The 25,467-nt window shown below is 64.9% G+C and carries 21 protein-coding genes and 4 tRNA genes; 13 read left to right on the top strand and 12 right to left on the bottom strand.

What is annotated here, in order from left to right; all coding sequences use genetic code 11:
* Positions 1 to 166 precede the first annotated feature (166 nt).
* Positions 167 to 258 (top strand) — tRNA-Ser (locus tag LPT13_RS00760).
* Between the two features lie 134 nt (positions 259 to 392).
* Positions 393 to 485, top strand: a tRNA-Ser gene (locus LPT13_RS00765).
* 171 nt (positions 486 to 656) lie between these two features.
* On the opposite strand, the gene LPT13_RS00770 is transcribed toward LPT13_RS00765, so the two are convergent.
* From LPT13_RS00770 to LPT13_RS00785, 4 genes are all read right to left on the bottom strand, one after another.
* Positions 657 to 1,868, bottom strand: coding sequence for a peptidylprolyl isomerase (locus LPT13_RS00770; RefSeq protein ID WP_242162547.1), 1,212 nt, complete (start codon positions 1,866 to 1,868; stop codon positions 657 to 659).
* Positions 1,869 to 2,184: 316 nt separating this feature from the next.
* Positions 2,185 to 3,999 carry a translational GTPase TypA gene (gene typA, locus LPT13_RS00775; protein ID WP_242162549.1) on the bottom strand — a complete coding sequence of 605 codons (1,815 nt, stop codon included), beginning with the start codon at positions 3,997 to 3,999 and terminating at the stop codon, positions 2,185 to 2,187.
* Positions 4,000 to 4,282: 283 nt separating this feature from the next.
* Entirely contained in the window at positions 4,283 to 4,993 is a 711-nt protein-coding gene (locus LPT13_RS00780; RefSeq protein WP_242162551.1) for a J domain-containing protein, read from the bottom strand.
* 21 nt (positions 4,994 to 5,014) lie between these two features.
* Positions 5,015 to 5,794 carry a CPBP family intramembrane glutamic endopeptidase gene (locus tag LPT13_RS00785; RefSeq protein WP_242162553.1) on the bottom strand — a complete coding sequence of 260 codons (780 nt, stop codon included), beginning with the start codon at positions 5,792 to 5,794 and terminating at the stop codon, positions 5,015 to 5,017.
* A gap of 108 nt (positions 5,795 to 5,902) precedes the next feature.
* Here LPT13_RS00785 and LPT13_RS00790 point away from each other — a divergent pair, with 108 nt between their 5' ends.
* A complete protein-coding gene (locus tag LPT13_RS00790; RefSeq protein ID WP_242162555.1) occupies positions 5,903 to 6,703 on the top strand; it encodes a TraX family protein in 801 nt (266 codons plus the stop codon).
* A gap of 24 nt (positions 6,704 to 6,727) precedes the next feature.
* Here LPT13_RS00790 and LPT13_RS00795 read toward each other — a convergent pair whose 3' ends face one another.
* The 4 genes from LPT13_RS00795 to LPT13_RS00810 form a co-directional block, all read right to left on the bottom strand.
* On the bottom strand, positions 6,728 to 7,267 hold the full coding sequence (locus tag LPT13_RS00795; RefSeq protein WP_242162557.1) for a methylated-DNA--[protein]-cysteine S-methyltransferase: 540 nt from the start codon (positions 7,265 to 7,267) through the stop codon (positions 6,728 to 6,730).
* A 13-nt stretch (positions 7,268 to 7,280) separates the two neighbouring features.
* Positions 7,281 to 8,807 (bottom strand): AlkA N-terminal domain-containing protein, encoded by a 1,527-nt coding sequence (locus tag LPT13_RS00800; RefSeq protein ID WP_242162559.1) that lies wholly within the window; start codon positions 8,805 to 8,807, stop codon positions 7,281 to 7,283.
* 297 nt (positions 8,808 to 9,104) lie between these two features.
* Positions 9,105 to 9,180: transfer RNA gene (locus tag LPT13_RS00805), tRNA-Ala, on the bottom strand.
* A gap of 195 nt (positions 9,181 to 9,375) precedes the next feature.
* Positions 9,376 to 9,452: transfer RNA gene (locus LPT13_RS00810), tRNA-Ile, on the bottom strand.
* 119 nt (positions 9,453 to 9,571) lie between these two features.
* On the opposite strand from LPT13_RS00810, the gene LPT13_RS00815 reads away from it, so the two are divergent.
* Complete coding sequence (locus LPT13_RS00815; protein WP_242162561.1) at positions 9,572 to 10,096, top strand: bifunctional nuclease family protein; 525 nt, start codon at positions 9,572 to 9,574, stop codon at positions 10,094 to 10,096.
* A gap of 80 nt (positions 10,097 to 10,176) precedes the next feature.
* Here LPT13_RS00815 and gyrA read toward each other — a convergent pair whose 3' ends face one another.
* The 4 genes from gyrA to dnaN form a co-directional block, all read right to left on the bottom strand.
* Positions 10,177 to 12,948 carry a DNA gyrase subunit A gene (gene gyrA / locus LPT13_RS00820; protein WP_277926847.1) on the bottom strand — a complete coding sequence of 924 codons (2,772 nt, stop codon included), beginning with the start codon at positions 12,946 to 12,948 and terminating at the stop codon, positions 10,177 to 10,179.
* Between the two features lie 21 nt (positions 12,949 to 12,969).
* Positions 12,970 to 14,913 carry a DNA topoisomerase (ATP-hydrolyzing) subunit B gene (gene gyrB / locus LPT13_RS00825; RefSeq protein WP_242162563.1) on the bottom strand — a complete coding sequence of 648 codons (1,944 nt, stop codon included), beginning with the start codon at positions 14,911 to 14,913 and terminating at the stop codon, positions 12,970 to 12,972.
* Between the two features lie 229 nt (positions 14,914 to 15,142).
* Complete coding sequence (recF, locus tag LPT13_RS00830; protein ID WP_242162565.1) at positions 15,143 to 16,279, bottom strand: DNA replication/repair protein RecF; 1,137 nt, start codon at positions 16,277 to 16,279, stop codon at positions 15,143 to 15,145.
* 30 nt (positions 16,280 to 16,309) lie between these two features.
* Positions 16,310 to 17,410 (bottom strand): DNA polymerase III subunit beta, encoded by a 1,101-nt coding sequence (dnaN, locus tag LPT13_RS00835; protein WP_242162567.1) that lies wholly within the window; start codon positions 17,408 to 17,410, stop codon positions 16,310 to 16,312.
* Positions 17,411 to 18,159: 749 nt separating this feature from the next.
* Between dnaN and LPT13_RS00840 the strand changes: the two genes are divergently transcribed.
* The 9 genes from LPT13_RS00840 (at position 18,160) to LPT13_RS00880 (ending at position 25,265) form a co-directional block, all read left to right on the top strand.
* Positions 18,160 to 19,251: an ATP-binding protein gene (locus tag LPT13_RS00840; RefSeq protein WP_242162569.1), complete on the top strand. Its 1,092-nt coding sequence runs from the start codon at positions 18,160 to 18,162 to the stop codon at positions 19,249 to 19,251.
* A gap of 115 nt (positions 19,252 to 19,366) precedes the next feature.
* Positions 19,367 to 20,935, top strand: coding sequence for a chromosomal replication initiator protein DnaA (gene dnaA / locus LPT13_RS00845; protein ID WP_242162572.1), 1,569 nt, complete (start codon positions 19,367 to 19,369; stop codon positions 20,933 to 20,935).
* A 360-nt stretch (positions 20,936 to 21,295) separates the two neighbouring features.
* Positions 21,296 to 21,430: a 50S ribosomal protein L34 gene (gene rpmH, locus LPT13_RS00850; protein WP_160707660.1), complete on the top strand. Its 135-nt coding sequence runs from the start codon at positions 21,296 to 21,298 to the stop codon at positions 21,428 to 21,430.
* 14 nt (positions 21,431 to 21,444) lie between these two features.
* Positions 21,445 to 21,804 (top strand): ribonuclease P protein component, encoded by a 360-nt coding sequence (gene rnpA, locus LPT13_RS00855; protein WP_242162574.1) that lies wholly within the window; start codon positions 21,445 to 21,447, stop codon positions 21,802 to 21,804.
* A gap of 34 nt (positions 21,805 to 21,838) precedes the next feature.
* On the top strand, positions 21,839 to 22,039 hold the full coding sequence (gene yidD, locus LPT13_RS00860) for a membrane protein insertion efficiency factor YidD (RefSeq protein WP_242164235.1): 201 nt from the start codon (positions 21,839 to 21,841) through the stop codon (positions 22,037 to 22,039).
* A gap of 45 nt (positions 22,040 to 22,084) precedes the next feature.
* On the top strand, positions 22,085 to 22,864 hold the full coding sequence (locus LPT13_RS00865; RefSeq protein WP_242162576.1) for a YidC/Oxa1 family membrane protein insertase: 780 nt from the start codon (positions 22,085 to 22,087) through the stop codon (positions 22,862 to 22,864).
* Positions 22,865 to 23,103: 239 nt separating this feature from the next.
* Entirely contained in the window at positions 23,104 to 23,574 is a 471-nt protein-coding gene (locus LPT13_RS00870; RefSeq protein ID WP_242164237.1) for a Jag family protein, read from the top strand.
* A 317-nt stretch (positions 23,575 to 23,891) separates the two neighbouring features.
* Complete coding sequence (gene rsmG, locus LPT13_RS00875) at positions 23,892 to 24,551, top strand: 16S rRNA (guanine(527)-N(7))-methyltransferase RsmG (RefSeq protein WP_242162578.1); 660 nt, start codon at positions 23,892 to 23,894, stop codon at positions 24,549 to 24,551.
* Positions 24,552 to 24,857: 306 nt separating this feature from the next.
* Positions 24,858 to 25,265: an endonuclease domain-containing protein gene (locus tag LPT13_RS00880; protein ID WP_242162580.1), complete on the top strand. Its 408-nt coding sequence runs from the start codon at positions 24,858 to 24,860 to the stop codon at positions 25,263 to 25,265.
* Positions 25,266 to 25,467 lie beyond the last annotated feature (202 nt).

A 25,467-nucleotide genomic window follows, 5' to 3' on the forward strand; every position in this document is an offset into this window, starting at 1 on the left:
AACTACAACTCGATAACACCCGCATGCACGATGTCCCGCGACGCGCCCGAAACGCGCCTCGCACCTCCCCCGCCGGTCGGGAAAATCCCGCTTGTGAGCGCGGGGCGGCTCCGCTATACTACGTATTTGCTGCATCGGCGTTTGCGCCGGTCGGCCTGTAAGCAGCGGAGAGGTGTCCGAGCTGGCCGAAGGAGCACGATTGGAAATCGTGTATGCGCCAAAAGCGTATCCGGGGTTCGAATCCCCGCCTCTCCGCCACTGAACTTACGCAGCCATTCCCTTCCGATGTTTCACGTGAAACACTTCCCCGAGGAAGCAGCCATGTGGAATATCACGGAAGCCGGAAGGGCGAATGACGATAGCGCCCGACGCATCGGGCGCACACCCCAAGCGGAGGGGTGGCAGAGTGGTTGAATGCGGCGGTCTCGAAAACCGTTTCACCGGTAACCCCGGTGACGAGGGTTCGAATCCCTCCTCCTCCGCCAGAAACGACGAGGGGCCCGTGCTCAAGGCACGGGCCCCTTCTTTTTCACACCCCGCCGTGGCGTCCGCTGCGATGCGCTCGCGCTGCCCTCCGCACCGCACCCCAACGCAAGAGGGCCCGCGCTCCTCGTGGGAGCACGGGCCCTCGGCAGGTCGCGGAAGCGGGTGCTGCGCTACTGCTGCGCGCTGCCCTGGCTCGCGGTGTCGGACGAGCCGGTCGCGCCGTCGCCCTCGGTCGGCTGGTCGCCGGTCGCATCACCGGCGTCCGGGGTCACGCCCTCAGGCGTCACGGGGGTCTCGCCGGTGCCGTCACCCTCGGTCGCGTTCTCGTCCGCCGTCTCGAACTGCGTCATGTCGACGTAGTACGGCAGCCCCTCGGGCATCGGGTTCACCACCACGTCGGCGGCCTCGCGCTGCTCAGTCAGCCACGTGTTGTAGTTCTGCGAGCTCTGGCTCTGGGTGAGCATGGTGCGGATGGACTCGACGAACTCCTCGGGGAGCTGGTCGGTGCTCGTCACCTCGCCCGGCGCGGCGAACACGTCGGTGCACTCAATGATGTGGATGCCGAACTGGCTGGGCACCAGCCCGCTCACGGCGCCCTTGTCCAGGCCGTCGAGCGCGTCCTGATACTCGTCGACGAACGTGGTCAGCTTGTCCCAGCCCACGTCACCGCCGCGGGCGGCGCTGCCGGTGTCCTTCGAGTACTGCGTGGCAGCCTCGGCGAAGTCCAGCTCGCCGGCGTTGATCTTCTCGAGCACCTCCTGGGCCGTGGCCTCGTCGCCCGAGTCGAACAGGATGTGGCTCGAGCGCTTGGCGCCGTCATAGGAGGACGCGAACATCTGCGCGTAGGTCAGCATATCCTCCTCGGCCGGCTCCGTCTCGGTGTCGACGGTCTCCATCAGGCGGTTGGACAGCAGCGACAGCTCGATGTTCTCGCGGTACTCCTCCTCGGTGAGGCCCGCCTGCTCGAGCGCCGTCTTCCACTGCTCGTCGGTCTCGTAGCGCGAGCGCATGTCGTCCACGTAGGAGTCGACCTCGGACGACTCGACCACGATCTCCTTGTCCTTGGACACCTGGCGGATGAGCTCCTGGTTCACCAGGCCGTCGATGACCTGCTCGCGGACGCTCTCGGGGGTGAAGCCGTTCTGGGCCATCCACTCGCCCCAGGCCTGCTCGTCGGTGAGCGACATGCGCTCGCGGATGGCCTGGATCTCCAGCGTGACGTCGTCCTCGGGGATCTCCGTGCCGTTGACGGTGGCGGCAGTGCCCCCCGTCAGCTTGACGCCGTTGACGGTCTTGCCGCCGGAGCAGCCGACGACGCCCCACACGCAGGCGAGCGCCAGGGCCGAGACGCAGACGGTCTTTGCGACAGATAGCTTCTTCATAAGCGCCTTTCTCTATCATGAAGACCGGGGTTTGACGCCGGGTTTTGGGCATCGGCCTCCATGGTCATTTCGCGTGTATTCTTACACACGGGCGCGAGGGCGCGGGACGGTTCACGATATGACCACTTTCGTTTCACAGCCGATAAACAGCGCCAGTAGTCTGCAGCGTGCTTTTCAGCGCTCACCTGCAGAAAGAAGACCCTTTCGGTAATGGTTCAGACGCTAGGAGCTGGAAAGAAAGGACCCGGGATGTTTCACGTGAAACATCCCGGGTCCGAGAAAGCGGGGAACGCCGGCGGCGGAAGCGGCAGGCGCCCTACGCGCGCTTCGCGGCCTTCTTGCGGTCGGTGGCCGACAGCAGGCGCTTGCGCAGGCGGATCGACTGCGGCGTCACCTCCACCAGCTCGTCATCCTCGATGTACTCGAGCGCCTCCTCCAGCGTGAACGTGATCGGCGGCGTCAGCTGGATGGCCTTGTCGGCGGTGCTGGAGCGCTGGTTGCCCAGGTTCTTCGTCTTCTCGACGTTAACCACCATGTCGCCTTCCTTGGCGGACTCGCCCACGATCATGCCCTCGTAGCACTCGTCGCCCGGGCCGACGAACAGCCGCCCGCGCTCCTGCAGCGTGTCGAGCGCGTAAGCCACGGCCTTGCCCGTGGACATGGCGATCATGCCGCCGTTCTTGCGCCCGGCCATCTCGCCGGTGAAGGGGCCGTACTCCTTGAAGTGGTGGAACAGCACGGCCTCGCCGCGCGACACGTTGAGCACGCGCGTCTTCAGGCCCATGGTGCCGCGGGAGGGGATGCGGAAGGTGAGGTGCGTCATGGTCTCGTCGGACGCCATGTCCTCCATGATGCCGCCGGCGGTGCCCATGACCTCGATGACCTTGCCCGCGTACTCGTTGGGCACGTCGACCGTGGCCTCCTCGATGGGCTCCAGGCGGCTGCCGTCCTCGGCCTTCTTGTACACCACGCGCGGGCGGCCCACCTGGAACTCGAAGCCCTCGCGGCGCATGGTCTCCATCAGCACCGACAGGTGCAGCACGCCGCGGCCGGCCACCTCGATGCCGGACTTGTCCTCCAGCTCAGTGATGCGCATGGATATGTTGCTCTCCTTCTCGCGCAGCAGGCGCTCCTTGAGCTGGCGGCCGCCGACGATATCGCCCTCGCGACCGACGAGCGGGCTGGTGGATGCCTCGAATACGACGGCCATGGTGGGCTCCTCCACGGCGATGGCCGGCAGCTCCACCGGGTTATCGGGGCTGGTGAGGATGTCGCCGATGTCGGCGTCCTCGATGCCGATGACCGCCACGATGTCGCCGGCGTGGGCCTCGGGGACCTCCACCTTCCCCAGGTTCTCGAAGGTGTACACCTTGCGGACCTGGGCGGTGCGCTCGGCGCCGTCGGCCTTCACCACCAGCACGTTCTCCTTCTCGTGCAGGGTGCCGCTGTGCAGGCGCCCCACGCCGATGCGGCCCTCATAGCTGGAGTGGTCGACCGTGCACACCTGCAGCGCCACCGCGCCGTCGGGGTCGACGTCGGGCGCGGGGATCTCCGCGAGGATGGTGTCGAGCAGCGGCACCATGTCCATGTTGCCGTCCTCGGGGTCCTTGCGCGCGTAGCCGTTGACGGCCGAGGCGTACACCACGGGGAAGTCGAGCTGCTCGTCGGTGGCGCCCAGCTCCACCATCAGGTCGAACACCTTATCGACGGCCGCCTCGGGGTTGGCGTTGGGGCGGTCGATCTTGTTCACGACCACGACGATGCGCAGGCCGCGCTCGAGCGCGTGGGACAGCACGAAGCGCGTCTGCGGCTTGGGGCCCTCGTAGGCGTCGACGATGAGCAGCGCGCCGTCGGCCATGTTGAGCACGCGCTCGACCTCACCGCCGAAGTCGGCGTGGCCCGGCGTGTCGATGACGTTGATCTTGACGCCCTTGTAGGTGATGGAGATGTTCTTGGACAGGATGGTGATGCCGCGCTCGCGCTCCTGGTCGTTGGAGTCGAGCACGCGCTCGGCCACCTGCTGGTTCTCGCGGAAGACGTGGGACGCCCACAGCAGGCGATCGACCAGCGTGGTCTTGCCGTGGTCGACGTGGGCGATGATGGCGACGTTGCGGATGTTCTCTTGCAGCATGGGTACGGGGTTCTCTTTTCTCTTGCGATGGCTGCGCGCGGGGAATGCGACGCGGAAGGCGCCCTGGCCGCGGCGTTCATGGTGCGGGCGTATTATACGCGCGGCAGGCGGCACCCGCGGATGTTTCACGTGAAACACGCGGATGACGAGGCGAAAACGCCCGCGAGAGCCCGCGGGGGGGGTGCGTGCGGCGCGCGGGGACGATGAGCGCGCTGTGCGGGGCGCGCGGGAGACAGCGGAATGTTTCACGTGAAACATTCCCGGCGAGGAGGGCGCGCGGCGGCTACTCGTCGAGGAGGCGCTCGTATTCCCGGCGCTGCTCGGCGAGCTCGGCCAGGTGGGCGTTGATCGACGTGAGGTTGCGCTGCGACGACACCACCTGGACGACGCCCCACACCGTGGCCGCCGAAGCCGCCGCAGCGATGACGCCCAGGATGCCGATGGGGCGGCGCGCGGTGAGCAGCGCGAGCACCGCGCCGATGGCGGCCATGACGGCGCCGTTGCGGCGCTCGTCGATAAGCGCGTCGCGTTGAGCGACCATCTGCACGCGCGCCGCGGCGATGCCGGCCAGCCGCGCGCGGATCTCCGCGTCGGTGACGTACTCGACCTCGTTGCCGTCCTCGTCCACCTCGACGTGCGCCCGCGCAGCGCCTGCCGACGCCCATGCGGCCGCGGCCGCTGGCCCCGCCGCGTCGGATCCGCCCGCGCTGCCTGCGCGGGACGCCCCGCGCCCGCCCGTCGCTGCGCCGCCCGACGCGCCCGTCGCGCCGCGGGCCCGTCCGCGCGCGGCGGCGCGCCCCTCCTCGCGGCGGAGGAGGTCGTAGGCCTCCTGGAGGTTCTTGAACTGCTCGGTCGCACGATCCTGGAGCTTCCGGTTGCCGGCGAAGCGGTCGGGGTGCAGGATCTGCGCCGTCTCCTTGTAGGCGACGCGGATGTCCTCGGCCGTCGCATCGGCGTCGAGCCCCAGCGTGCGCAGCGCCTCGTTGCGGTTCACGGCTCCTCCCCTCCGCGTCCTTCAGTCCTGATCGTCGTCGTATGGTAGCACGCCGCGGGCCATCGCCCGCCATGCCAGCGCCGCCGGACACAGCAGAACCACGACGCTCGCGCCAAGCGCGGCCCACTCCGCGGGAGACGCGCATATATAGGTAAGGGGGAAGGCACCCGTCGCCAGCACGCTGGGCCCGAAGTACAGCAGGTCGAAGGCACCGTGGACGGCGATGGGCGCCCCCAGGCCGCCGGACTCCAGCCGCAGGCCCGCCATCGCGATGGCGAAGAGCAGCGCCTGGCTCACCTTGAGGGCGATGGACGCCCACGCCAGGCCGTCCGCCGGCCACGGCATGCCCGGCGCCGGCAGCCCGTGGAGCAGCGCGAACGCCGCCGAGCTGAGCACGGCGGCCGCCAGCACCGGCGCGCGCCATCCGCGCCGCCGGCCCAGGCGAGCGATCCAGCCCAGCAGCAGTCCGCGGAACAGCAGCTCCTCCACCACGGCCGCCAACGCGCACGTGATCACCAGCTCGCCCACGCGCCCGGCCAGGGCGCCGGCCTCTGCATTGGCGGGAATCGCCGAGGCTGATCCCGCGGCGGACGCGCCATCGGGGAGCCCCAAGGCCGATCCCGCGGGCGACGAGCCGTCGGGAAGCGCCGCGGCCGCTGCCCCCTCGGGATGTTTCACGTGAAACATCCCGAGGGCCAGGATGACGCACGCGAGCAGGGCGGCAGCCAGCACGAGCCCCGCCACCACCGCCAGTCGCCTTCGCCTCGTGCGCCCGTCGTCCAACGCTCCCCCTGTCGTCACGTCGCCACACCGCCACGCCGCCGTCACCGTCGCCGGCGACGGCGGCTGCCCCGTTGCAAAATGCAGAATCTGCCGCTCAGTTTAGCGTCACTCCCTTACCATGGGCCCATGGAAAACACGCGGGCGGGCATATCGTCGTTCTGGCTGAAGGTGGCGGCCATCGTCGCCATGACCTGCAACCACGTGGCGAACGCCTTCGCGGGGATGCTGCCACTGTCGGCCGTCCTGGCGCTCTACTCCCTCGGCGGCGTCACGTTCCCCGTCATGGCGTTCCTGCTGACCGAGGGCTACGTCCACACCTCGAACCTCCGGCGCTACGCGCTGCGCCTCGCGGCGTTCGCCCTGGTGGCGCAAGTCCCCTACTCGCTTCTGTGGGGCGCGGTGCCCAACGTGCTGTTCACGCTGCTGCTCTCGCTCGGCGTGCTGTGGGCGCGCGACCGCCTGGGCACGCGGCCGGCCTTCGTCGCGGTGATGCTGGCGGCGGTGGTCGTGACGCTCCCCTTCGACTGGGGAAGCGTCGGCGTGGTGATGGTCTTCCTGTTCCGCACGGTTCCCGGTCGCCGCGGCATCTTGGGTGGCATCCTGCTCGCCTTCGCGCTGCTCGGGCTGCCAGCCATCGCCGACCTGGCGTCTGCCCCGCCGGGCGTCATCACCAGCTTCTCCGGCTATCCGCCCGACCCCCTCATCGCCGGCTCGATGGCGCCGGGCCTCGCGAACACCATCCTCCAGGCCGGCCCCCTGGCCACCACGTGGGGCGATGCCCTCTATGCGGCTGTCGGCTTCACCATCGCCACCGTGCTCATCCTCGCCTACGACGGTCGACGCGGGCGCTCGCTCAAGTGGTTCTTCTACGCCTACTACCCGGCCCATCTGCTCGTCATCTGGGCGATCAAGGCGCTCGTCTCCTAGCGCGGCTCGCAGGGCACGCCCGCCCTACAGCGCGGTGCCCTTCTTCGGCACGTACAGACCGGCCATGTCCACGCCCTCGTGCTCGAGCAGCCACGTCTTGCGCGCCAGGCCGCCCGCGTAGCCGGTCAAGCTGCCATCCGACCCTACCACGCGATGGCAGGGGATGATGATGCTGATGGGGTTGTGCCCCACCGCGCCGCCCACGGCCAGGGGCGCGGTGCGCCGGCCGCCGCGCTCGCGCGCTACCTGATCGGCGAGCGCGCCGTAGGTCGTCACCTCGCCGTAGGGGATCTCCGTGAGCAGCCGCCACACCAGGCGCTGGAACTCGCTGCCGATGGGCGCGAGCGGAACATCGGCGATGGCCGGACGCTCGCCGGCGAAGTAGGCGTCGAGCCATCGGCGCAGCTCGCCGAATCCGGGCGCGTCATCGTCGCGCTCCATGGCGGCGGGGATGGTGGCGCCATGGTACTTCTGCCCGTCGAGCCACAGCCCGCAGACGGCCTTCCCATCGCTTGCCAGCGTGAGCGTGCCCACCGGCGATTCGTATTCGGTCGAGTAGTACATGAGCTTCCTCTCGTCAGTCGCCGCTAAGCGAGTTCCACAGGCATACGTTGACGTAGCTGCGCCAGGGGCGCCACCGCTCGGCCAGCGCCGCGCGCTCGCGCGGGCTCAGGTCGGGCAGCGCATGGGCCACACCCGCGTCGGTCTCCATGAAGGCGTCGGGATGGCAGAGCGTGCGCATGGCCAGGTAGTTCGCCGACCACGGGCCGATGCCGCGCACCGCCAGCAGCCGCCGCATCTCGTCTTCCACCACGGCCCCGGCGCCCAACGTCACTTCGCCAGCCTCGATCAGCCGCGCGAGCTCGACGATGGTGCGCGACCGCGAGCGGATGACCCCGAGCACGCCGAACGCCTCCTCCACATCATCGAGGGCCAGCACCTCGGCTGGGGAGGGGAAGGCGAGCGAGAGCCCCTCCACCCCGTTGTCGATCGGCGCGCCGTAGGTCGCGGCGATGCGCCCCGCGAAGCGGTTGGCGGCGACCACCGTCACCTGCTGGCCGAGCACCGCGCGACAGGCCGTTTCGAAGGAATCGAAGCATCCGGGGACGCGCGTGCCCGCCACCGCGGCGCCGGGCACCACCTCGTCGAGCGAGCGTATCCCCTCGTAGATCGCCTGCGGGTCGCTGTCGAGATCGAACTGCCGCCGAATGCGCGCGCATACCTGGGGGACGCATTCAATGAGCGTATCGCTCATGGTAACGACGAGGGAGTGCCTCTGCGGATCATCAGAGACGCGTACCCACCCGCGGGCCTCGCCGCCGTCGGGCAGCGGGATGCGCGCCGTGCGGGCGTAAGACGACCCGTCGACCAGCTCGACGCCCTCCAGCTGGCGCATCGCGAAGAACCGCAGCAGCAGGTCGAACCGATACGGCGCCCGATACCCCAGCCGAACCGTGATTCCCTCCCCCTCGGACGCGGGCGCGCGGCGGCGCTTGCGCAGGTCGGTCGGAGTCATGCGGTACTGCTCGCGGAACACCTGGTTGAATCGGCGCACGCTGCCGAACCCCGCAGCGCGGGCCACCTGCGCCACCGGAAGGCGCGAGTCGGTCAGCAGGGACTTCGCCAGGAGAAGCCGGCAGGTGCGCACGTACTGGGCGGGTGTGACGTGAAACTCCCGCTCGAAGGCGCGACGCAGATGTCGGTCGGTATAGCCGAGGCGCGCGGCAAGGCGAGGCAGGCCGTCCCCTGCGGCGCATTCCACGCGGAGCAGGTCCGCCGCCCGACGGGCCAGGCTCGCCTGGGCGTCCACGGGCGCATGGCACGGGGCCACCTCCGGACGGCAGATCATGCAGGGACGGAACCCTGCCTCCTCGGCCTCGGCGGGCGTTCGGTAGAAGGTGCAGTTCTCGAACTTGGGCATGCGCGCCGAGCAGACGCTGCGGCAGTAGACCCCCGTCGACGACACGCCGACGAACACCTGGCCGTCGAACCGCGCATCACCTGCGGCGAAGGCCGCGTAGAGGGCGCGGCGGCGGGCCTCATCGGCGTTGAGGCTTCCCCCATCGATCTCCGGCAGCAGCTCGACAGCCGCTCGGTCATCCATCCGCCTCGTCTCCTCTCGTTCCCTAGGCGCTTCCGCTCGCTACCAACTATAGCGCGGCGCCGGCCATAGGATAGCCGGATTCGGACATCTGCATCCCCACGCCGCAGACGCGGCAGCGCGAATGTTTCACGTGAAACATTCGCGCTGCGAGAAGAGGCGGGGAATGAACGGAGGGGTGCGGGGGGGTGCGGGGGGGTGCGGGGGGGTGCGGGGGGGGGTGCGGGGGGCACCACCGCACCCCCCCGTGCCCGCAGCAAAAAAAGAAGGCCAGCAAACACTGACCTTCTCGCTAATATTTGGTGGAGCATAGGGGGATCGAACCCCTGACCTCAGGCTTGCAAAGCCCGCGCTCTCCCAGCTGAGCTAATGCCCCTCGTCTGCCGCCGCGGCACCCGCGCCGCGCGGCCCTTCCCGCCGGGCCCTACCTTCTTCGCCACCTGTCCGCATAAGAGTGTTTCACGTGAAACATCTGCTGCAGAACGGGGCGGAAGCAGGCGGAACTCGCCGAGAAAATAATAAACGCTCCACCGGCTAACTCGGCTCACGGTGGAGCGTTTATCGCAAAAAATGGTGGGCCCGAATGGATTTGAACCAGCGACCTCACGCTTATCAGGCGTGCGCTCTAACCAACTGAGCTACGGGCCCTTGAAAAAGTGCTTGACTACTTTATACCAACTGATGACAGACGGTCAAGGGATTTTTCCTGGTAATTGCGATAAAGTTTGCCTGAGGCATTTCCGTCCGTCCCACCGACAGGAGCAGCCATGGTTCCCCTTCGCGTCCTCACCCTCATCGTCACCGGGCCCACGCAGCCCTCCATCCTGGTGCTCGAGCCCGTCGAGGACTCGCCTGAGGGGAAGTCGCGCATCATCCCCATCTGGATAGGCACCCAGGAGGCCACGCAGCTCGGCATCGCCATCGAGCATCTGAAGCTGCCGCGGCCGACCACCCACGACCTGTTCCTCGATGCGGTGACCAACCTCGACGCCCGCGTCGACCACGTGCTCATCAGCGGCGTGAAGGGCGCCACCTTCTTCGCGAAGCTCTACCTGCGCCAGGCCGGCCGCCTCATCGAGCTCGACGCGAGGCCCACCGACGCGCTGGCCCTCGCCATCCGCCAGGAGGTGCCGTTCTACGTCGACGAGGCCGTGCTCGAGCGCGCGTCGTTCCCCTACGTCTTCCGCAAGCGTCCCGACGACGAGGCCGTCATGCAGGAGTTCCGCACCTTCCTCGACACCCTCGCCCCCGACGACTTCGCCACCGGCGACGACGCCCCCCTCGAAAGCTAGCGCGCCCACCAAAAGGCAGGGCCCCGAAGCACACGCCTCGGGGCCCTGCCTGCGTCTTTCCCACGCGCTACCGCTCAGCGCTACTCGTCCAGGTCGTCCAGGTCGTCCTCGCCCAGGACGCCCGTCTCGGACTCGGCCTCCAGCAGCGCCATCTGGTCCTCGTCCACCTCGACGCCCGGCTTCGCCTTGCGCTTCTTGCCGGTGCTCGATATGGCCACGGCCGTCACGCGGTCCTTGTCGGCCACGCGCATGACCATGACGCCCTGGGTCGAGCGGCCCAGCTCGGAGATGCCCTTCACCGGGGTGCGCACCACGACGCCCTCCTCGGAGATGATCATGATCTCGTCGTCCGGCCCCACGATCTTCATCACCGACAGCAGGCCCTTCTTCTGAGTCATCGTGATGGTGTAGACGCCCTGGCCGCCGCGGTGGTGCTCCGGGTACTCCGCGATGGGAGTGCGCTTGCCGAAGCCCTTCTCGGTGATGACGAACAGGTCGGTGCCGGGACGGGCGATCTCCATGCCCAGCACGTGGGCGTCGGCCGGCACGTTCATGCCGCGCACGCCCATGGTGTCGCGGCCCATGGCACGCACCTCGTCCTCGGCCCACATGATGGCCTTGCCGGCGCTCGACACCATGATGACGCGCTCGTCCTTGGCCACGCGGCGCACGGCGATCAGCTCGTCATCGTCCTTCAGGTTGATGGCGATGAGCCCGTCGCGGCGCGTGCGGTCGTACAGGTCCATCGACGTCTTCTTCACCATGCCCTGGGCCGTGGCGAACATGAGGAACTCGTCCTTCGGGAACTCCTTGGTGGCGATGACGGCCGAGATGGTCTCGCCCTTGTCCAGCGGCAGCAGGTTCACGATGGCCGTGCCGCGGGCGTGGCGCGACGCCTCGGGGATGTCGTACACCTTCAGGCGGTACACCTTGCCAGCCGTGGAGAAGAACAGCATGTAGGAATGGGTGGACGCCACGAACAGGTGCTCCACGAAGTCGGAGTCCTTGAGGTTCACCCCCTGCATGCCCTTGCCGCCGCGCTTCTGCTGGCGGTAGGTGGTGACGGGCAGGCGCTTGATGTAGCCGGCCTTGGTCATGGTGACCACCATGTTCTCGTCGGCGATGAGGTCCTCCACCTCGATGTCCTTGGCCTCGCCGGTGATGCGGGTGCGGCGCACGTTGCCGAAGCGCTTCTTCACGTCGCGCAGCTCCTCCTTGATGATCTCGCGTACCAGCGAGTCATCGGACAGTACGCGCTTGTAGTAGGCGATCTTCTCGCGCAGCTCGGCCAGCTCCTCCTCGATCTTGGTGCGCTCCAGGCCGGTCAGGCGGCGCAGGCGCATCTCGAGGATGGCGTCGGTCTGCTTCTTCGACAGGCCGAAGCGCTCGGACAGCCGCTTGGCGGCCTCCTTGTCGGTCTGCGACGAGCGGATGATGGAGATGACCTCATCGATGTTGTCGAGCGCGATGATGTAGCCCTCGAGGATGTGGGCCTTCTCCTCGGCGCGCGCCAGCTCGTAGCGCGTGCGGCGGATGATGACGTCCTTCTGGTGCTCGATGTAGTAGAACAGGATCTCCTTGAGCGAGAGCACCCGCGGGCTGTTGTCGACTAGCGCCAGCAGGTTGATGCCGAAGCCCACCTGGAGCTGCGTGTGCTTGAACAGCTTGTTCAGCACCACCTGCGGGATGGCGTTCTGCTTCAGGTCGATGATGATGTCGATGCCGTGGCGGTCGGCGGCGTCGTGGATGTTGCTGATCTCGGGCAGCTTCTTGTCGCGCACCAGCTCGCCGAGCTTCTCCAGCAGGCGCTTGCGGTTCACCTGGTAGGGAATCTCCTTCACCACGATGGACGCGCGGCCGTTCTTCTTCTCCTCGATCTCGCACTTGGCGCGCACGGTGATGTTGCCGTGGCCCGTCTCGTAGGCGTCGATGATGCCCTTCTTGCCCATGATGATGCCGCCGGTGGGGAAGTCCGGGCCGGGCAGCGCCTCCATCAGCTCCTCGGTGGTGATGTCGGGGTTGTCGAGCATGAGGCAGGTGGCCTCGACCGTCTCGCCCAGGTTGTGCGGCGGGATGTTGGTGGCCATGCCGACGGCGATGCCGTTGGAGCCGTTGACCAGCAGGTTGGGGAAGCGGGCCGGCAGGACCTTGGGCTCCTGCAGCGACTCGTCGTAGTTCGGCTGGAAGTCGACGGTCTCCTTGTCCAGGTCGCGCAGGAGCTCCATGGCGGCCTTGTCCAGGCGTGCCTCGGTGTAGCGCATGGCGGCGGCGGAGTCGCCGTCGATGGAGCCGAAGTTGCCGTGGCCGTCGATCAGGGGCAGGCGCAGGCTGAACGGCTGGGCCAGGCGCACCATGGTGTCGTACACCGCCGAGTCACCGTGCGGGTGGTACTTGCCGATCACGTCGCCGACCGTACGGGCCGACTTCATGTGGGGCTTGTTAGGCGTGTAGCCCGACTCGTTCATGGCGTACAGGATGCGGCGGTGCACCGGCTTCAGGCCGTCGCGCACGTCCGGCAGGGCGCGCGAGACGATGACGCTCATGGAGTACTCCAGGAACGAGGTCTGCATCTCCTTGCCCAGGTAGGCCGCGCGCACCGTGGTGCCCTCGCCGCCGTTGGCGCCCTCGATGATGGAGCCGTGCGGGTTGGGCATGTCCACGATCATGGAACGGGCGCGCTCCTCCTCGGATATCGCGTGCTCCTCGTCGAGGGTGGAAGACGCGCTGGCCAGCTCGGCGTCCTCGTCGCCCTCCAGCTCCTCGTCGTCCTCGGCGTCGTAGTCCTCCTCGGCGCGCTCGATCAGCCGATCCAGGCTGTCGTCGCCGTCGAGGAAGCCGTCGTTCTCGTTCATCTCGTCAGACACGGGGCCTCCTTAGATGTCCAGGAAGCGCACGTCGCGCGCGTGCTTCTGAATGAATTCCTTGCGGGGCTCCACCTGGTCGCCCATGAGCTCGCTCACCACGCGCTCGGCCTCCACGGCGTCGTCGATGTTCACCTGGAGAAGCGTGCGGGTGGCCGGCTCCATCGTCGTCTCCCACAGCTGCTCGGGATCCATCTCGCCGAGGCCCTTGTAGCGCTGCACGTCGTACTTGCTCGGGTCGTCGTACTCGGCGAGCGTGGCCGACAGCGCCTTCTCGTCGTAGATGTAGCGCTCGATCTTGGGGTTGCGCGAGTTCTTCTTCTTGATGCCGAAGATGGGCGGCTGGGCGATGTAGATGTAGCCGCGGTTGATGAGCTCGGGCATGTAGCGGTAGAAGAAGGTGAGCAGCAGGCAGCGGATGTGCGCGCCGTCGACGTCGGCATCGGTCATGATGATGATGCGGTGGTAGCGCGCCTTGTCGGCGTCGAAGTCCTCGCCGATGTTGGTGCCGATGGCCGTGATGAGAGAGCTGATCGTCTCGGACGACAGCGAGCGGTGCAGGCCGGCGCGCTCGACGTTGAGGATCTTGCCGCGCAGGGGCAGGATGGCCTGGAACTTGCGGTCGCGGGCCTGCTTGGCCGAGCCGCCTGCGGAATCGCCCTCTACGATGAAGATCTCGGAGAGCGAGGCCTCCTTCGACGAGCAGTCCGCCAGCTTGCCCGGCAGCGCGAAGGAGTCGAGCACGTTCTTGCGGCGCGTCATCTCGCGCGCCTTGCGGGCGGCCTCGCGGGCCTTGAGCGCCTGGGTCGCCTTGCCGACGATGCGCTTGGCCGGCGTCGGGTTCTCCTCCAGGTACTCGGCAAGCCCCCGGGTGACCGCGTTCTGCACGAGCGGACGGATCTCGGTGTTGCCGAGCTTTGTCTTGGTCTGGCCCTCGAACTGCGGGTCGTGCAGCTTCACCGAGATGATGGCGGCCAGGCCCTCGCGCGCGTCCTCGCCGGAGAGGTTGGAGTCCTTCTCCTTGAGCAGGCCCTTCGCGCGGGCGTAGTCGTTGATGGTGCGGGTGATGGCCTGCTTGAAGCCGTCGAGGTGCGTGCCGCCCTCGTGGGTGTTGATGTTGTTGGCGAAGGCCATCACCGATGTGGTGGAGTAGGACGTGGACCACTGGAGGGCCACCTCCACCGTGCCGTCCTCGTTCTCGGCCTCGAAGTAGATGGGCTTGTTGAGTGTCTCCTTGCCCTCGTTGAGGAACTTGACGAAGTCGACGATGCCGCCCGTGGCGTGGAACACCTCGGTGCGCGGGTTGCCGTCGGCGTCGGTGACGCGCTCATCGTGGAAGATGATCTTCAGGCCGCGGTTGAGGAAGGCCATCTCGCGGAAGCGGCTGGCGAGCGTATCGTAGTCGTAGACAGTGGTCTCGGTGAAGATGTCGGGGTCGGGCCAGAACGTGGTCTTGGTGCCGGTGCCCTTCGCCTTGCCGATCTCATGGAGCTTGGTGGCCGTCTTGCCGTGGTCGAAGTCGATGGCGTATTCCTTGCCGTCGCGCTTGACGCACACCTCGACGCGGGTGGACAGCGCGTTCACCACCGACACGCCCACGCCGTGCAGGCCGCCGGACACCTTATATCCCTCGCCGCCGAACTTGCCGCCGGCGTGCAGGATGGTCAGGACCACTTCGACGGTCGGGATCTTCTCCTTGGGGTGCTTGTCCACGGGGATGCCGCGGCCGTTGTCCGCGACGGTGATGGAGTTGTCCGGGTGGATCCACACCTCGATGGTGTCGCAGTAGCCCGCGAGGGCCTCGTCGACGGAGTTGTCGACCACCTCGTACACCAGGTGGTGCAGGCCGCGGGGGCCGGTCGATCCGATGTACATGCCCGGACGCTTGCGGACGGCCTCGAGTCCTTCGAGGACCTGGATGTCTGAACCGTCATAGTGATCTGGTTTGCTCGCCACTGACACGCTCCTTTTCCAGATTGAGGGCTTTCAGGCGCCTTGGAACCTCGGGGATGCGTCCCCTCTAGCTATTATCTAAGGCGGAATCTGATCAATTCTACCATAGAGATGTTAGGAAAAGTTGCTTCAACCGCTCATAGGGCTTGTTTTAAGCCGTTCTAAGGCGTGCTCTTGCCTTTTTTCGAGTCAGATACTGATTCATAATAAAAACAAGTGCTTAAATCGGCGCTTATTCGGCAAGGGGAAGCTGGATGACGCGGGCCGCGGAGAGCATGGCCTGGTCGAAGTAGGCGAGGTTCGCCGTGGTGATGAAGGTCTGGACATCGTCGGATATGTAGGATACGAGCGCCGCGCGGCGTGCCTCGTCCAGCTCGCTCATGACGTCGTCGAGCAAAAGCACCGGCTTCTGGTCGAGCATCTCCTCGATGACCGCCGCCTCGGCCAGCTTCCAGGCGAGCACCACCGAGCGCTGCTGCCCCTGGCTGCCGTAGAGCGTGGCGTCCATGCCGTCGATGGCGAAGGCGATGGCGTCGCCCTGGGGGCCGACGACCGCGCGGCGGCGGGCCCGCTCCTCGGCGCGGCGCCCAGCGAGTGCGGCCTCGAGCGCCTCGCGGGCGGCGTCGCGGGTGAGGGGCGCGAGCGCCGGGGCGGCGTCGGCGGCAGACTCGGACGCGGCGGGCGCCCCGGCCTCCCAGCACGGGCGGTAGGCGCACGCCAGGGCCTCGCCCCGGCCGGCGATCTCGCCGTAGCGGCGCGCGACCTGCGGGACCAGCCGCTCGAACAGCGACGCCCGGTAGCAGGCGAGCTGGGCGCCCACCGTCACCAGCATCTCGTCGATGCTGTCGATCATCACGTCCGACGCCTCCTCCTTGAGCAGGCGGTTCTTGTACTGGAGTACCTTCTCGTAGTCCTTGAGGATGAGGTAGTAGTTCGCGTTGAGCTGCGACCCCAGCGCGTCGAGGGCCTTGCGGCGCGTGCCGTGCGAGCCCTTCACCAGGTCGAGGTCGTCCGGCGTGAACGTCACCGACGGCACGAGCCCCTTCAGGTCGGCCGTGCGCTTCGCCTTCCCGTTGAGCGCGTAGCGCTTGGCGTGGCCCTCCATCCGCAGCTCGACGTCGAGCTCGCGGTTGCCGTCGCTCACGTGTGCGCCGAGGAAGGCGCGCTCGGCGCCGCGGCGCACCATCTGCTCGATGGTCGGATGGCGAAACGACGTGAGCGCCGTCAGGAGCTGGATGCCCTCGACGATGTTGGTCTTCCCCACCGCGTTGGGCCCCACGAGCACGGTGAGCGGGCCGATGCCCTCAAGGCACAGCCGGCCGTAGCTGCGGAAGTCCCGCAGCTCGATGCTCTGGATGCTCAGCGTCACGCGGGCTCCCCGCCGTCTCGCCGTGGCGCGCTAGGAGAGGCGCACGGGCATGACCAGGTACAGGAAGTTCTCAGGCGCCTCGGCGCGGAAGATGCCGGGCTTGAGCGACGACTGCACCTCCAGGAACACCCGCTCGGTGGTCACCGACTGCAGGCCGTCCAGCACGTAGGCGTAGTTGAACGCGATCTCCACGTCCTCTCCCTCTATCTCGCAGGGCAGCGTCTCCTGGGCGGATCCCACGTCCTGCGACGCCGCCGATATCTGGGCGGTCTGCGACGCCATGTTCAGGTCGAAGCGCACCGGGGACGCGGTCGACCCCAGGATGGAGGCGCGCTTCACGCCGGCGATCAGGCGGTCGACCTCCAGGGTCGCGCGGGTCGTGTAGGCATCGGGGAGCAGCTGCTTGTAGTTGGGGAAGTTGCCCTCGATGCGGCGATTGATGAAGACGGTATCCTCGCAGGTCACGACGATCTGGTTCTCGGCCAGGGCGAGCGTGACCGGCGACTCGGTCTTGGGCAGCGAGGCGATCTCCTGGAGGAACGAGCCCGCGATGACCGCCTGGAACGGGTCGGCCGACGCGTCCCCGAGCACGGCCTCGGTGATGGCCAGGCGGTACGAGTCGGTGGCCACCATCCGCAGCAGCCCCTCCTCCAGCGTGATGAGCACGCCGGTGAGGATGGCGCGGCTCTCGTCCTTCGACACCACGCGCGCCACGCGGCGCACCATGGCGGCGAACTGGGCGAAGGGGATCTCTATGCGCTGGGTCACGTCCACGGCGGGGAACCCGGGGAAGTCCTCGGAGTTGAGCGCCTTGATCGAGAACGACGACGTGTCACAGGTGATGAACGCCTGATCCTCGCCGGCGTCCACATGCACGGCCGCGTCGGGCAGGTTCTTCACGATATCGGAGAACAGCTTGCCCGGCACCACCGCCTTGCCCTCCTCCTCGACGAGCGCGGCGACCGAGTACTGGATGGACAGCTCCAGGTCGGTGGCCTGCAGGGTGAGCTTGTCGCCGTGGGCCTCCAGCAGGATGCCCGACAGCACGGGCAGGGTGGATCGGGTGGACACGCCCTTCAAGACGATGGAGATGGCGTTCTGTAGCTCCGTGCGGTTGATGCTGAATTTCAAGGCGTCCCTCTTCCCTCGCGCGCCGGATGACCGCCCCCTCCCTCGGCCAGGGCGCGGGAAGGGGTGGAAAGCCGGTGATTATTCTTCTGAACCAGGGCCATTATAGGCGAGGCGGGCCCCTCCTGACGCGGCGGGGCAAGGCTCCTTCCCTACCGTTCGGCGGGATGTCAGGTGCTTTTCCACTTTTTTCTCCCACCGGTTTGTGGAAAATGTTGAAAACTTCGCCGAAAAGGCATCTAAACGGGCGTTTCTCTGAAAACCATGGTGCAAATCTTAGAACTGGCCATGACTAACAGTTTTCGCCATGTCATCTTCCCTTATGAGGTCGATCTTAAGAAAATACCGTTTGAACAGGCATTATGTAATAAATTATCCTATTGATGATCGTTTCCATCCCCTTTTTCCACGACGATGGCGAACAAAAGGGCGTTTATATCCCGAGGGCGCGTCCTCAACCTGCAGAAACCCTACTAAGGGTAAAAGTCAAGGAAATTCTTCCCTAGTTTTTCACATCGGCTTCCCGTTTTCCCTCTTTTCCGATTCACGGTTTTCAGCGTTTTCCACTTTCTATGAATAAATTGTTGATAACTTCGAAAACAGCAGGTCACAACCGTTCATAATTCATGAATCGTCGAATATCCTGCTTTTCAACCGACGAAAGCGCAGGTGGGCTAGATTTAGGTCGGTGAATAACGGTAAAATGCCCTTGGAATTTCCTGAAAACGCTGAATAATCGAAGAAAAACTGGAATGACCTTGAATAACGCTGAACCACATACCCTCGCCGAGCCTCCCGCAGGCGAGGATCCCTACGCCTTCGACTTCACCTTCGTCCCCACCACCGCGCGCATCGCCCTCTACGACGATCTGCTCAGCGCGCCGCGGGTCATCGAGGTCAAGCCGGCCGAGACCACCCAGTACATCGAGAGCCTGGCCTCGACCGTCTACGAGCAGGCGCGCCAGGCCGGCGGGTCGATCCCCTACACGGTCATCCGCGAGGTGTCGGAGAACTTCATCCACGCGCGGTTCCGCGAGATCATCGTCTCGGTGCTCGACGCGGGCAACACCATCCGCTTCGCCGACCAGGGTCCCGGCATCCCCTACAAGGATCAGGCGCAGAAGCCCGGGTTCTCCTCGGCCGTCGAGCCCATGAAGAAGTACATCCGCGGCGTGGGGTCGGGGCTGCCTATCGTGCGCGACTACCTGGACGTGTCCCACGGCAACATCACCATCGAGGACAACCTCGGGCGCGGGTCGGTGGTCACCATCAGCGTGACGCCGCACCCCTCGGCGCCGCCGGCAGGCGCGATGGCCGCGGGCTACCAGCCCCAGGTCGCACCGGGCACCACCGGCTACCCCGTCGGCGGGGCGACGAGCGCGATGCAGCCGAACAGCGCCTACGGGGCGCAGCCGACGATGGCCGGCTACGGCGCCGACCCCCGCCAGCAGGCCTATCCGCAGGCCATGGCGTTCGACGCCTACGGCAACGCCATCCCCGCCGGGGCGGCCGGGATGCCCGCGGCGGCCTATGGGGCACCGAGCTCCTACCCCGTTGCCAGCGTCCCCGCGCAGGCCCAGCCCTGGGGAACGCCCGCCGCGGCCGCGCCGGCGCGCGTCCAGTCACTCGCCCCCCACCTGTCCGAACGGGAGCAGGACGTCCTGCGCCTCCTCTACCAGGATGGCGAGCTCGGCGTCACCGAGATCAGCCACATCCTCGAGGCGGCCCCGTCAAGCGTGCACAACGCGCTCAAAAAGCTCGAGCAGGCCGCACTCGTCATGAGCGGCCAGAACAAGAAGCGCCGCCTGACCGACCTCGGCGTGGCCGTGGCCCAGACCATCTAGCCTCGGCGCGCTTTGCCGGCGCGCCCCACTTATATACAATAGGCCCCGGGCCCCAAGCAGCCGGGGCGCCGGGGAGCGCCGCGGGTTCGGCGCCCATGCGGGAAGAGGAAAGCCTATGGACAGCGGAAAGCTCAACGAGAACTGGAACGAGGTCTGCAACCTCGTCTGCGGCTATGAGGGCGTGGAGCCCTCCCAGTTCAAGGCCTTCTTCTACCGCCTGCAGCCCCAGGCCATGAGCGAGGGCTTCCTCATGCTCACGACCGACAACGAGTTCATCAAGACCTGGGTGGAGCGCCACTACATCGAGCTCATCCGCCGTGCGCTTTCCCAGCTGCACCAGGGCGTGCCGTTCATGGTGGCCATCGAGGTCGACCCCTCGGCCGCCGCCGCGGCCGGTGCCGTGGCGGCTCCCCAGCCCTCCGCCGCGAGCCCGTTCCCGGCGCCGGTGGTCTCCCAGCCGATCCAGCCGGCCGTCCCGGCCGCCGCACCTGTCGCCGCCCAGCCCGACGCCTACCAGCCCACGGACTCGCCGATGCCGGCTGCTCCCGTTGCCGAGGAGCCGCGGTCGTTCCCGCCGCTCGACTTCCCCACCCCCGGCGTCACCGCCGCGCACGCCCCGATCCCCGAAGGCCCGTCGAGCGCGCTCACCTTCGAGAACTTCGTCATCGGCGACTCCAACCGCATGGCCTACTCCATGGCCGTCAACGTCGCCGAGCAGCCAGGCTCCACGCCGCTCAACCCCCTGTTCATCTACGGCAAGAGCGGGCTGGGGAAAACCCATCTCATGTTCGCGATCCAGAACTACATCCGCGAGACGCAGCCTCAGCTGCGCACCGTCTACGTCGACTCGTCCGACCTGCTCGCCGACTACATGGAGGCCGGCGCGGCGCACGACAAAGAGAAGTCGAGCTACAAGAACTTCAAGACGCGCTATGAGGAGGCCGACGTTCTCCTCATCGACGATATCCAGTACCTCCAGGGCAAGAAGCAGACCCTCGACATCGTCTTCCAGATATTCAACAGCCTCATCGGCCAACGCAAGCAGATCATCCTGTCGGCCGACCGCGCGCCGAAGAACATCGACATCGACGAGCGCTACCACTCCCGATTCAGCCAGGGCGGTACCGTCGACATCCAGCCGCCCGAGATCGAGACGAAGCTGGGGATCGTAAAGTCGTTCATCGACGAGTACAAGCGCAACGAGGGCCTCGACCACTTCGAGGTGCCGCAGGACATCCAGATGTTCATCGCCGAGAGCTCCAGCTCCAACATCCGCGAGCTCAAGGGAGCCGTGACCAAGGTCATCTACCAGATGACCGTCTTCCAGCAGACCGACCTCACCGTCAACGACGTGCGCACCCTGCTCGAGAACCACTTCTCGGGCGGCGCATCGCGCAACCTCTCCATCGAGGACATCCAGAAGGAGGTAGAGGCATTCTACAAGGTCAAGCACTCTGAGATGGTGAGTAAGAGCCGCGCACGGAGCATCGCCTACCCGCGCCAGATCGCCATGTACCTGTGCCGGCAGTTCCTCGACATGCCCTTCGCCGCTATCGGGAAGAAGTTCGACCGCGACCACAGCACGGTCATGCACTCGGTGGCCCAGATCGAGAAGATGATGCAGCAGAACCGCGACGTGCAGGAGGAGGTCGAGAACCTCAAGCAGATCATCCGCGAGATCTAGCGGCCGACGGGCGTCGATTCCCGGCGGACAACCCGCTCAAAACCGCCGTTTTTTTCCACTGCCTGTGTGCAATGATAAAACCGGCGATAAAACCCTGTGGAAGACGCCTACTCTCCTTCAACCGTCTGCCATCACATCTTTTCAGAACCCATCAGGCCCTTTCCTTCTTTTCCACCATTCAACCGAGCTTATTATTACCATTATTCCTTTCTCTTCTTATCTTAGGCATTGAGGAAGGTGCCATCCCCTCAGTGGAATCCCTCTTCGTTTTCACCGTCGAGCCATAAATTGCCCGTTGACACCCCACTTCCCGGGTATATAATTTGGAAGTTACTCTTTGAATATGAAAGGGAAAATACGATGAAACGCACCTACCAGCCCAACACCCGCAAGCGCGCCAAGTGCCACGGCTTCCGCGCCCGCATGTCCACCAAGGCCGGCCGTGCCGTCCTCTCTGCCCGTCGTGCGAAGGGCCGCAAGCGTCTCTGCGTCTAACCGGAGGCTGTCCGTTGGATACCATAAAATCCAGCGCTGACATATCCCACCTCTTCTCCACGGGGAGGCGCCAAAAGACCCCCTACCTCACACTCATCATCGGTGAGGGGCCGAAGGAGGCATCGCGACACGACCGCCCGGGTCGTGTCGCTTTTATTGCGGGGAAGAAGCTGGGTAACGCCGTGTGGCGCAACGCGGCCAAACGGCGCATGAGGGAGGTCTGCCGCGCGCTCGGCGGCCCCTGGCCCGGCTACGATGTGATATTTCTCGCGAAGTCATCCCTTACCGACGCGTCTTATAGTAAAGTGCTAAAGGCGTGTGACAAGGCGGTCGCCGGGTCGTGTCTCGGTGAGGCGGAGGAAGGGCGTGGATAAGGTGCGCGGGGCCCTCGTTCGGGTTCCCTCCCTGATGGCCATCGGGTTCATCCTGTTCTATCGGGCGGCCATATCGCCGCTATTCCCCTCCTGCTGTCGCTTCGTTCCCACGTGCTCGGAATACGGACTCACCGCCTTCCGCCGCTACGGGTTCCGCAAGGGGCTCGTCCTCACGGTGAAGAGGCTGATGAAGTGCCATCCGGGTGGGCCGCACGGCTACGACCCCGTTCCCTAGGGGCCGCAGGCGTCTCCCCTCCCCGCGATGTAGAAGGGAATGTTCATGTGGGAAGTATTTAAGGACTGGATATTCAACGCTATCGAGTTCTTCTACAACTTCTGCGGTGACTGGGGCCTGGCCATCATCATCGTCACCATCATCTTCCGCGTCATCCTGGCTCCGCTCATGCACAAGCAGGCGAAGTCGAACTACCAGATGCAGAAGATCCAGCCGAAGATCGCGGCGATCCAGCAGAAGTACGCCGACGATCAGGTTCGCCAGTCCCAGGAGATGCAGAAGCTCTACGCCGAGGCCAAGTTCAACCCGCTGGCCGGCTGCGTGCCCATGCTTCTCCAGATGCCCATCTTCATCGCGCTGTTCCAGACGCTGCGCGAGATGGGCTCCCGCCCCGAAGTGGCGGGCGACTTCACCTTCTATAACATCGTACCTAACCTCACGATGACCCCTGCTGATGCTTTTGCCGGGGGTTTTGGAACGTTTGTTCCTTATTTGGTGCTGATGATCATCTTCGCCGGCGCCACCTTCCTCCCCATGGTTCTCATGCAGATGAAGAGCGAGAACACCCAGCAGAAGAACCAGACCCTGATGATGGCCGGCGTCATGAGCATCTTCATGCTGTGGATCTCCTGGACGTCTCCCGCCGGCGTGCTCCTCTTCTGGGGTACCTCCTCGCTGATCGGCATCGCCCAGCAGCAGGGCAGCCTGGCGATCTGCCGCCGTGCCGATGCCCGTGCCGCCGAGGCCGAGGTCATCGAGGTCAAGCCGGTTGAGGTCAACGTCACCCGCAAGGTGAAGAAGCCCCGCCCGACCAAGAAGCGCTAGCGCCCAACCTTGTAGAACGGAGGAGTGTTTCACGTGAAACACTCCTTTTGTTTTATCCAGAATGTTTCACGTGAAACATTCTGGATCCGGAAGCTCCGATTCAATCTAAAGGAGAGACCATGGAAGAGGAACTGGAAGTGACTCCCGTCGAGGAAACCGAGGCCGTTGAGGCCGACACTGCGTCCGACGCGCCCTCTGAGGCTGCCGCATCGGCCGCTGCCGCCGACGGCGAGCAGGAGATCACCGATGAGATGCTCGACAACATCGCCGACACTGCCATCGCCGCGCTGCAGGACATCCTGAAGTACTTCAACGTCGGCGAGGTCACCATCGACGAGTACGAGGGTGATGAAGGCGAGCTGATCCTCGACATCACCGGCGATGACCTGGCCGTGCTGATCGGCCGCCACGGCAAGACACTCGATGCCCTGCAGTTCCTGGTGTCCGCCATCACGGTGCGCACCATCGGCTTCCGCTACCCGGTGGTCATTGACGTCGAGGGCTACAAGAGCCGCCAGCGTCAGAAGCTGGAGTCTATCGCCCGCACGAGTGCGAACCGCGCCGCCAGCCAGCACCGCAGCATCAAGCTGCGTCCGATGACCCCCTACGAGCGCCGTATCGTCCACATCGCCCTGCGCGATGACGATCGCGTCGAGACCGCATCCGAAGGCGAGGGCAGCGCCCGCCACGTCGTGGTGATTCCCCTCTAGGCAAAACCGCCATCAAAGCAAAGCAAAGCAGGGCCAGAAAGTGAATTCCTGGCCCTGCTTTTTTTTTTTCTGCGGAATGTTTCACGTGAAACATTCAGGCCTGTTGGTATCCCTCCCTTGTACCTTCCCCTCTTCTCATGCGCTAGAAATGTTTCACGTGAAACATTCCGTTTGTCGATCTCGCTCGTATGTGCTTCAAAATGTTTCACGTGAAACATTTTCTTTCCGAAGAGCCGTTAGAATGTTTCACGTGAAACATTCTGCCTCCCTTAGAGCGTATGAAATGTTTCACGTGAAACATTTCGAAGGAGGAATCCGTGGAAAACGCTGAGCTGATCGATCGCTACCTTGATCTCATCCTGGAAGAGAACAAGACTACCAATCTGACGCGAATCGATTCTAAGGAAAAGGCCCGCATCCTCCATATTGAAGACTCTCTCGTTGCTCTGCCGGAGGTGAACCGGGCGCCCGAGGGGCTCTACGGGGATCTCGGCACCGGCGGAGGATTCCCTGGATTTCCCATCGCCGTGGAGACGGGCCGCAAGGCTATCCTCGTCGATTCAGTGAAGAAGAAGACGGCAATTGTCGAAAGATGTGTTGATAAGCTCGGAATGAGCGATCGAATATCCACTTTCAGTGGAAGGATAGAGGATTTAGCCCGAGAAATGCCCGGTAAGTTCTCTGTTCTCACCGCTCGGGCGCTTTCCCAGCTTCCCTCCCTGCTGGAACTGGCCTCTCCTCTCTTGAAAAAGGGAGGCCTTTTCGTGTGCTACAAGGGAGAGGCATCGCCTGAGGAGGAAGAAGCCGCCAAGAAGGTGGCGAAGAAGGTGGGGATGACCCTCGTATCTAAGAGATCTCTGATCCTCAGCGACGGAGAAACTCACCGTGAGATCTTCCTTTATGAGAAAACCGGTAAGCCTACGGTAAAGCTTCCTCGTCGCGTTGGTATGGCGCAGCATAAGCCCCTGATCGACTGAAAAATGTTTCACGTGAAACATTTTCCACACCTGATTGTTTCACGTGAAACAGTCACTCGAGAGCGCTGTTTCCTGGGATGTTTCACGTGAAACACTCCGAATAGGGCTTTAAAGCAGCTTTCATGCTGCCCCCACGCGTCTTTCGTGACGCTCAGGAGGGGCGGGGGCGACGCTTTCTACCCGTCATGACCCGTAGGGGGCCTGGAAATGCTGTAATGGGGGCACCATAGCTGCACCGCTCTGCGAGCGCTCTCGCGTCGCTGGGCGCGATTATGATCTTCTTGTTGCCATGGAGAGGAGACCATAATGACGAAGAACCGTAGACAGGTGTTGGCAGAGCGCGCCCAGCGGATGCGGCGTGAGATGACACGTCAGGAACGGAAGCTGTGGTATCAGTTCCTTAAAACTTATGAGTTCTCCTTCGTCACGCAGAAGGTGATGGGAAACTATATCCTCGACTTCTACTGTAAGAAGCTCCACCTCAGCATTGAGCTTGACGGATCCCAGCATTTCGAGCCGCGGGCGCTGCGCTATGACCAAATCAGAACTACTTTCCTGGAGACAGAGGGAATCAAGGAGTTGCGCTTCACCAACCGTGACATCGATGAGAGCTTCGAGGGGGTGTGCGAGATCATCCATCAGGAGGCCCAGAAGAGACGCCCGGATGCGCGACAGTTCCAGTTTGACTTCATGAGGCTGCTGGAAAAGAGCTGATTTCCCTTCGATGTCTGCTACTCGTCGTGAAAATGTTTCACGTGAAACATTTTCACGCGTAGCTCGTCTATAATCACTGATCAATTCCACGTTGAGGTGCCAGAATGTTTCACGTGAAACATTCTGCGGCCATTTTCTCGCCTTCATTCTTCTGATAGGAACACCAAAATGTTTCACGTGAAACATTTTGCTATACTCTGAG

The organism is Adlercreutzia faecimuris (assembly GCF_022669055.1).
Lineage (GTDB): Bacteria > Actinomycetota > Coriobacteriia > Coriobacteriales > Eggerthellaceae > Enterorhabdus > Enterorhabdus faecimuris.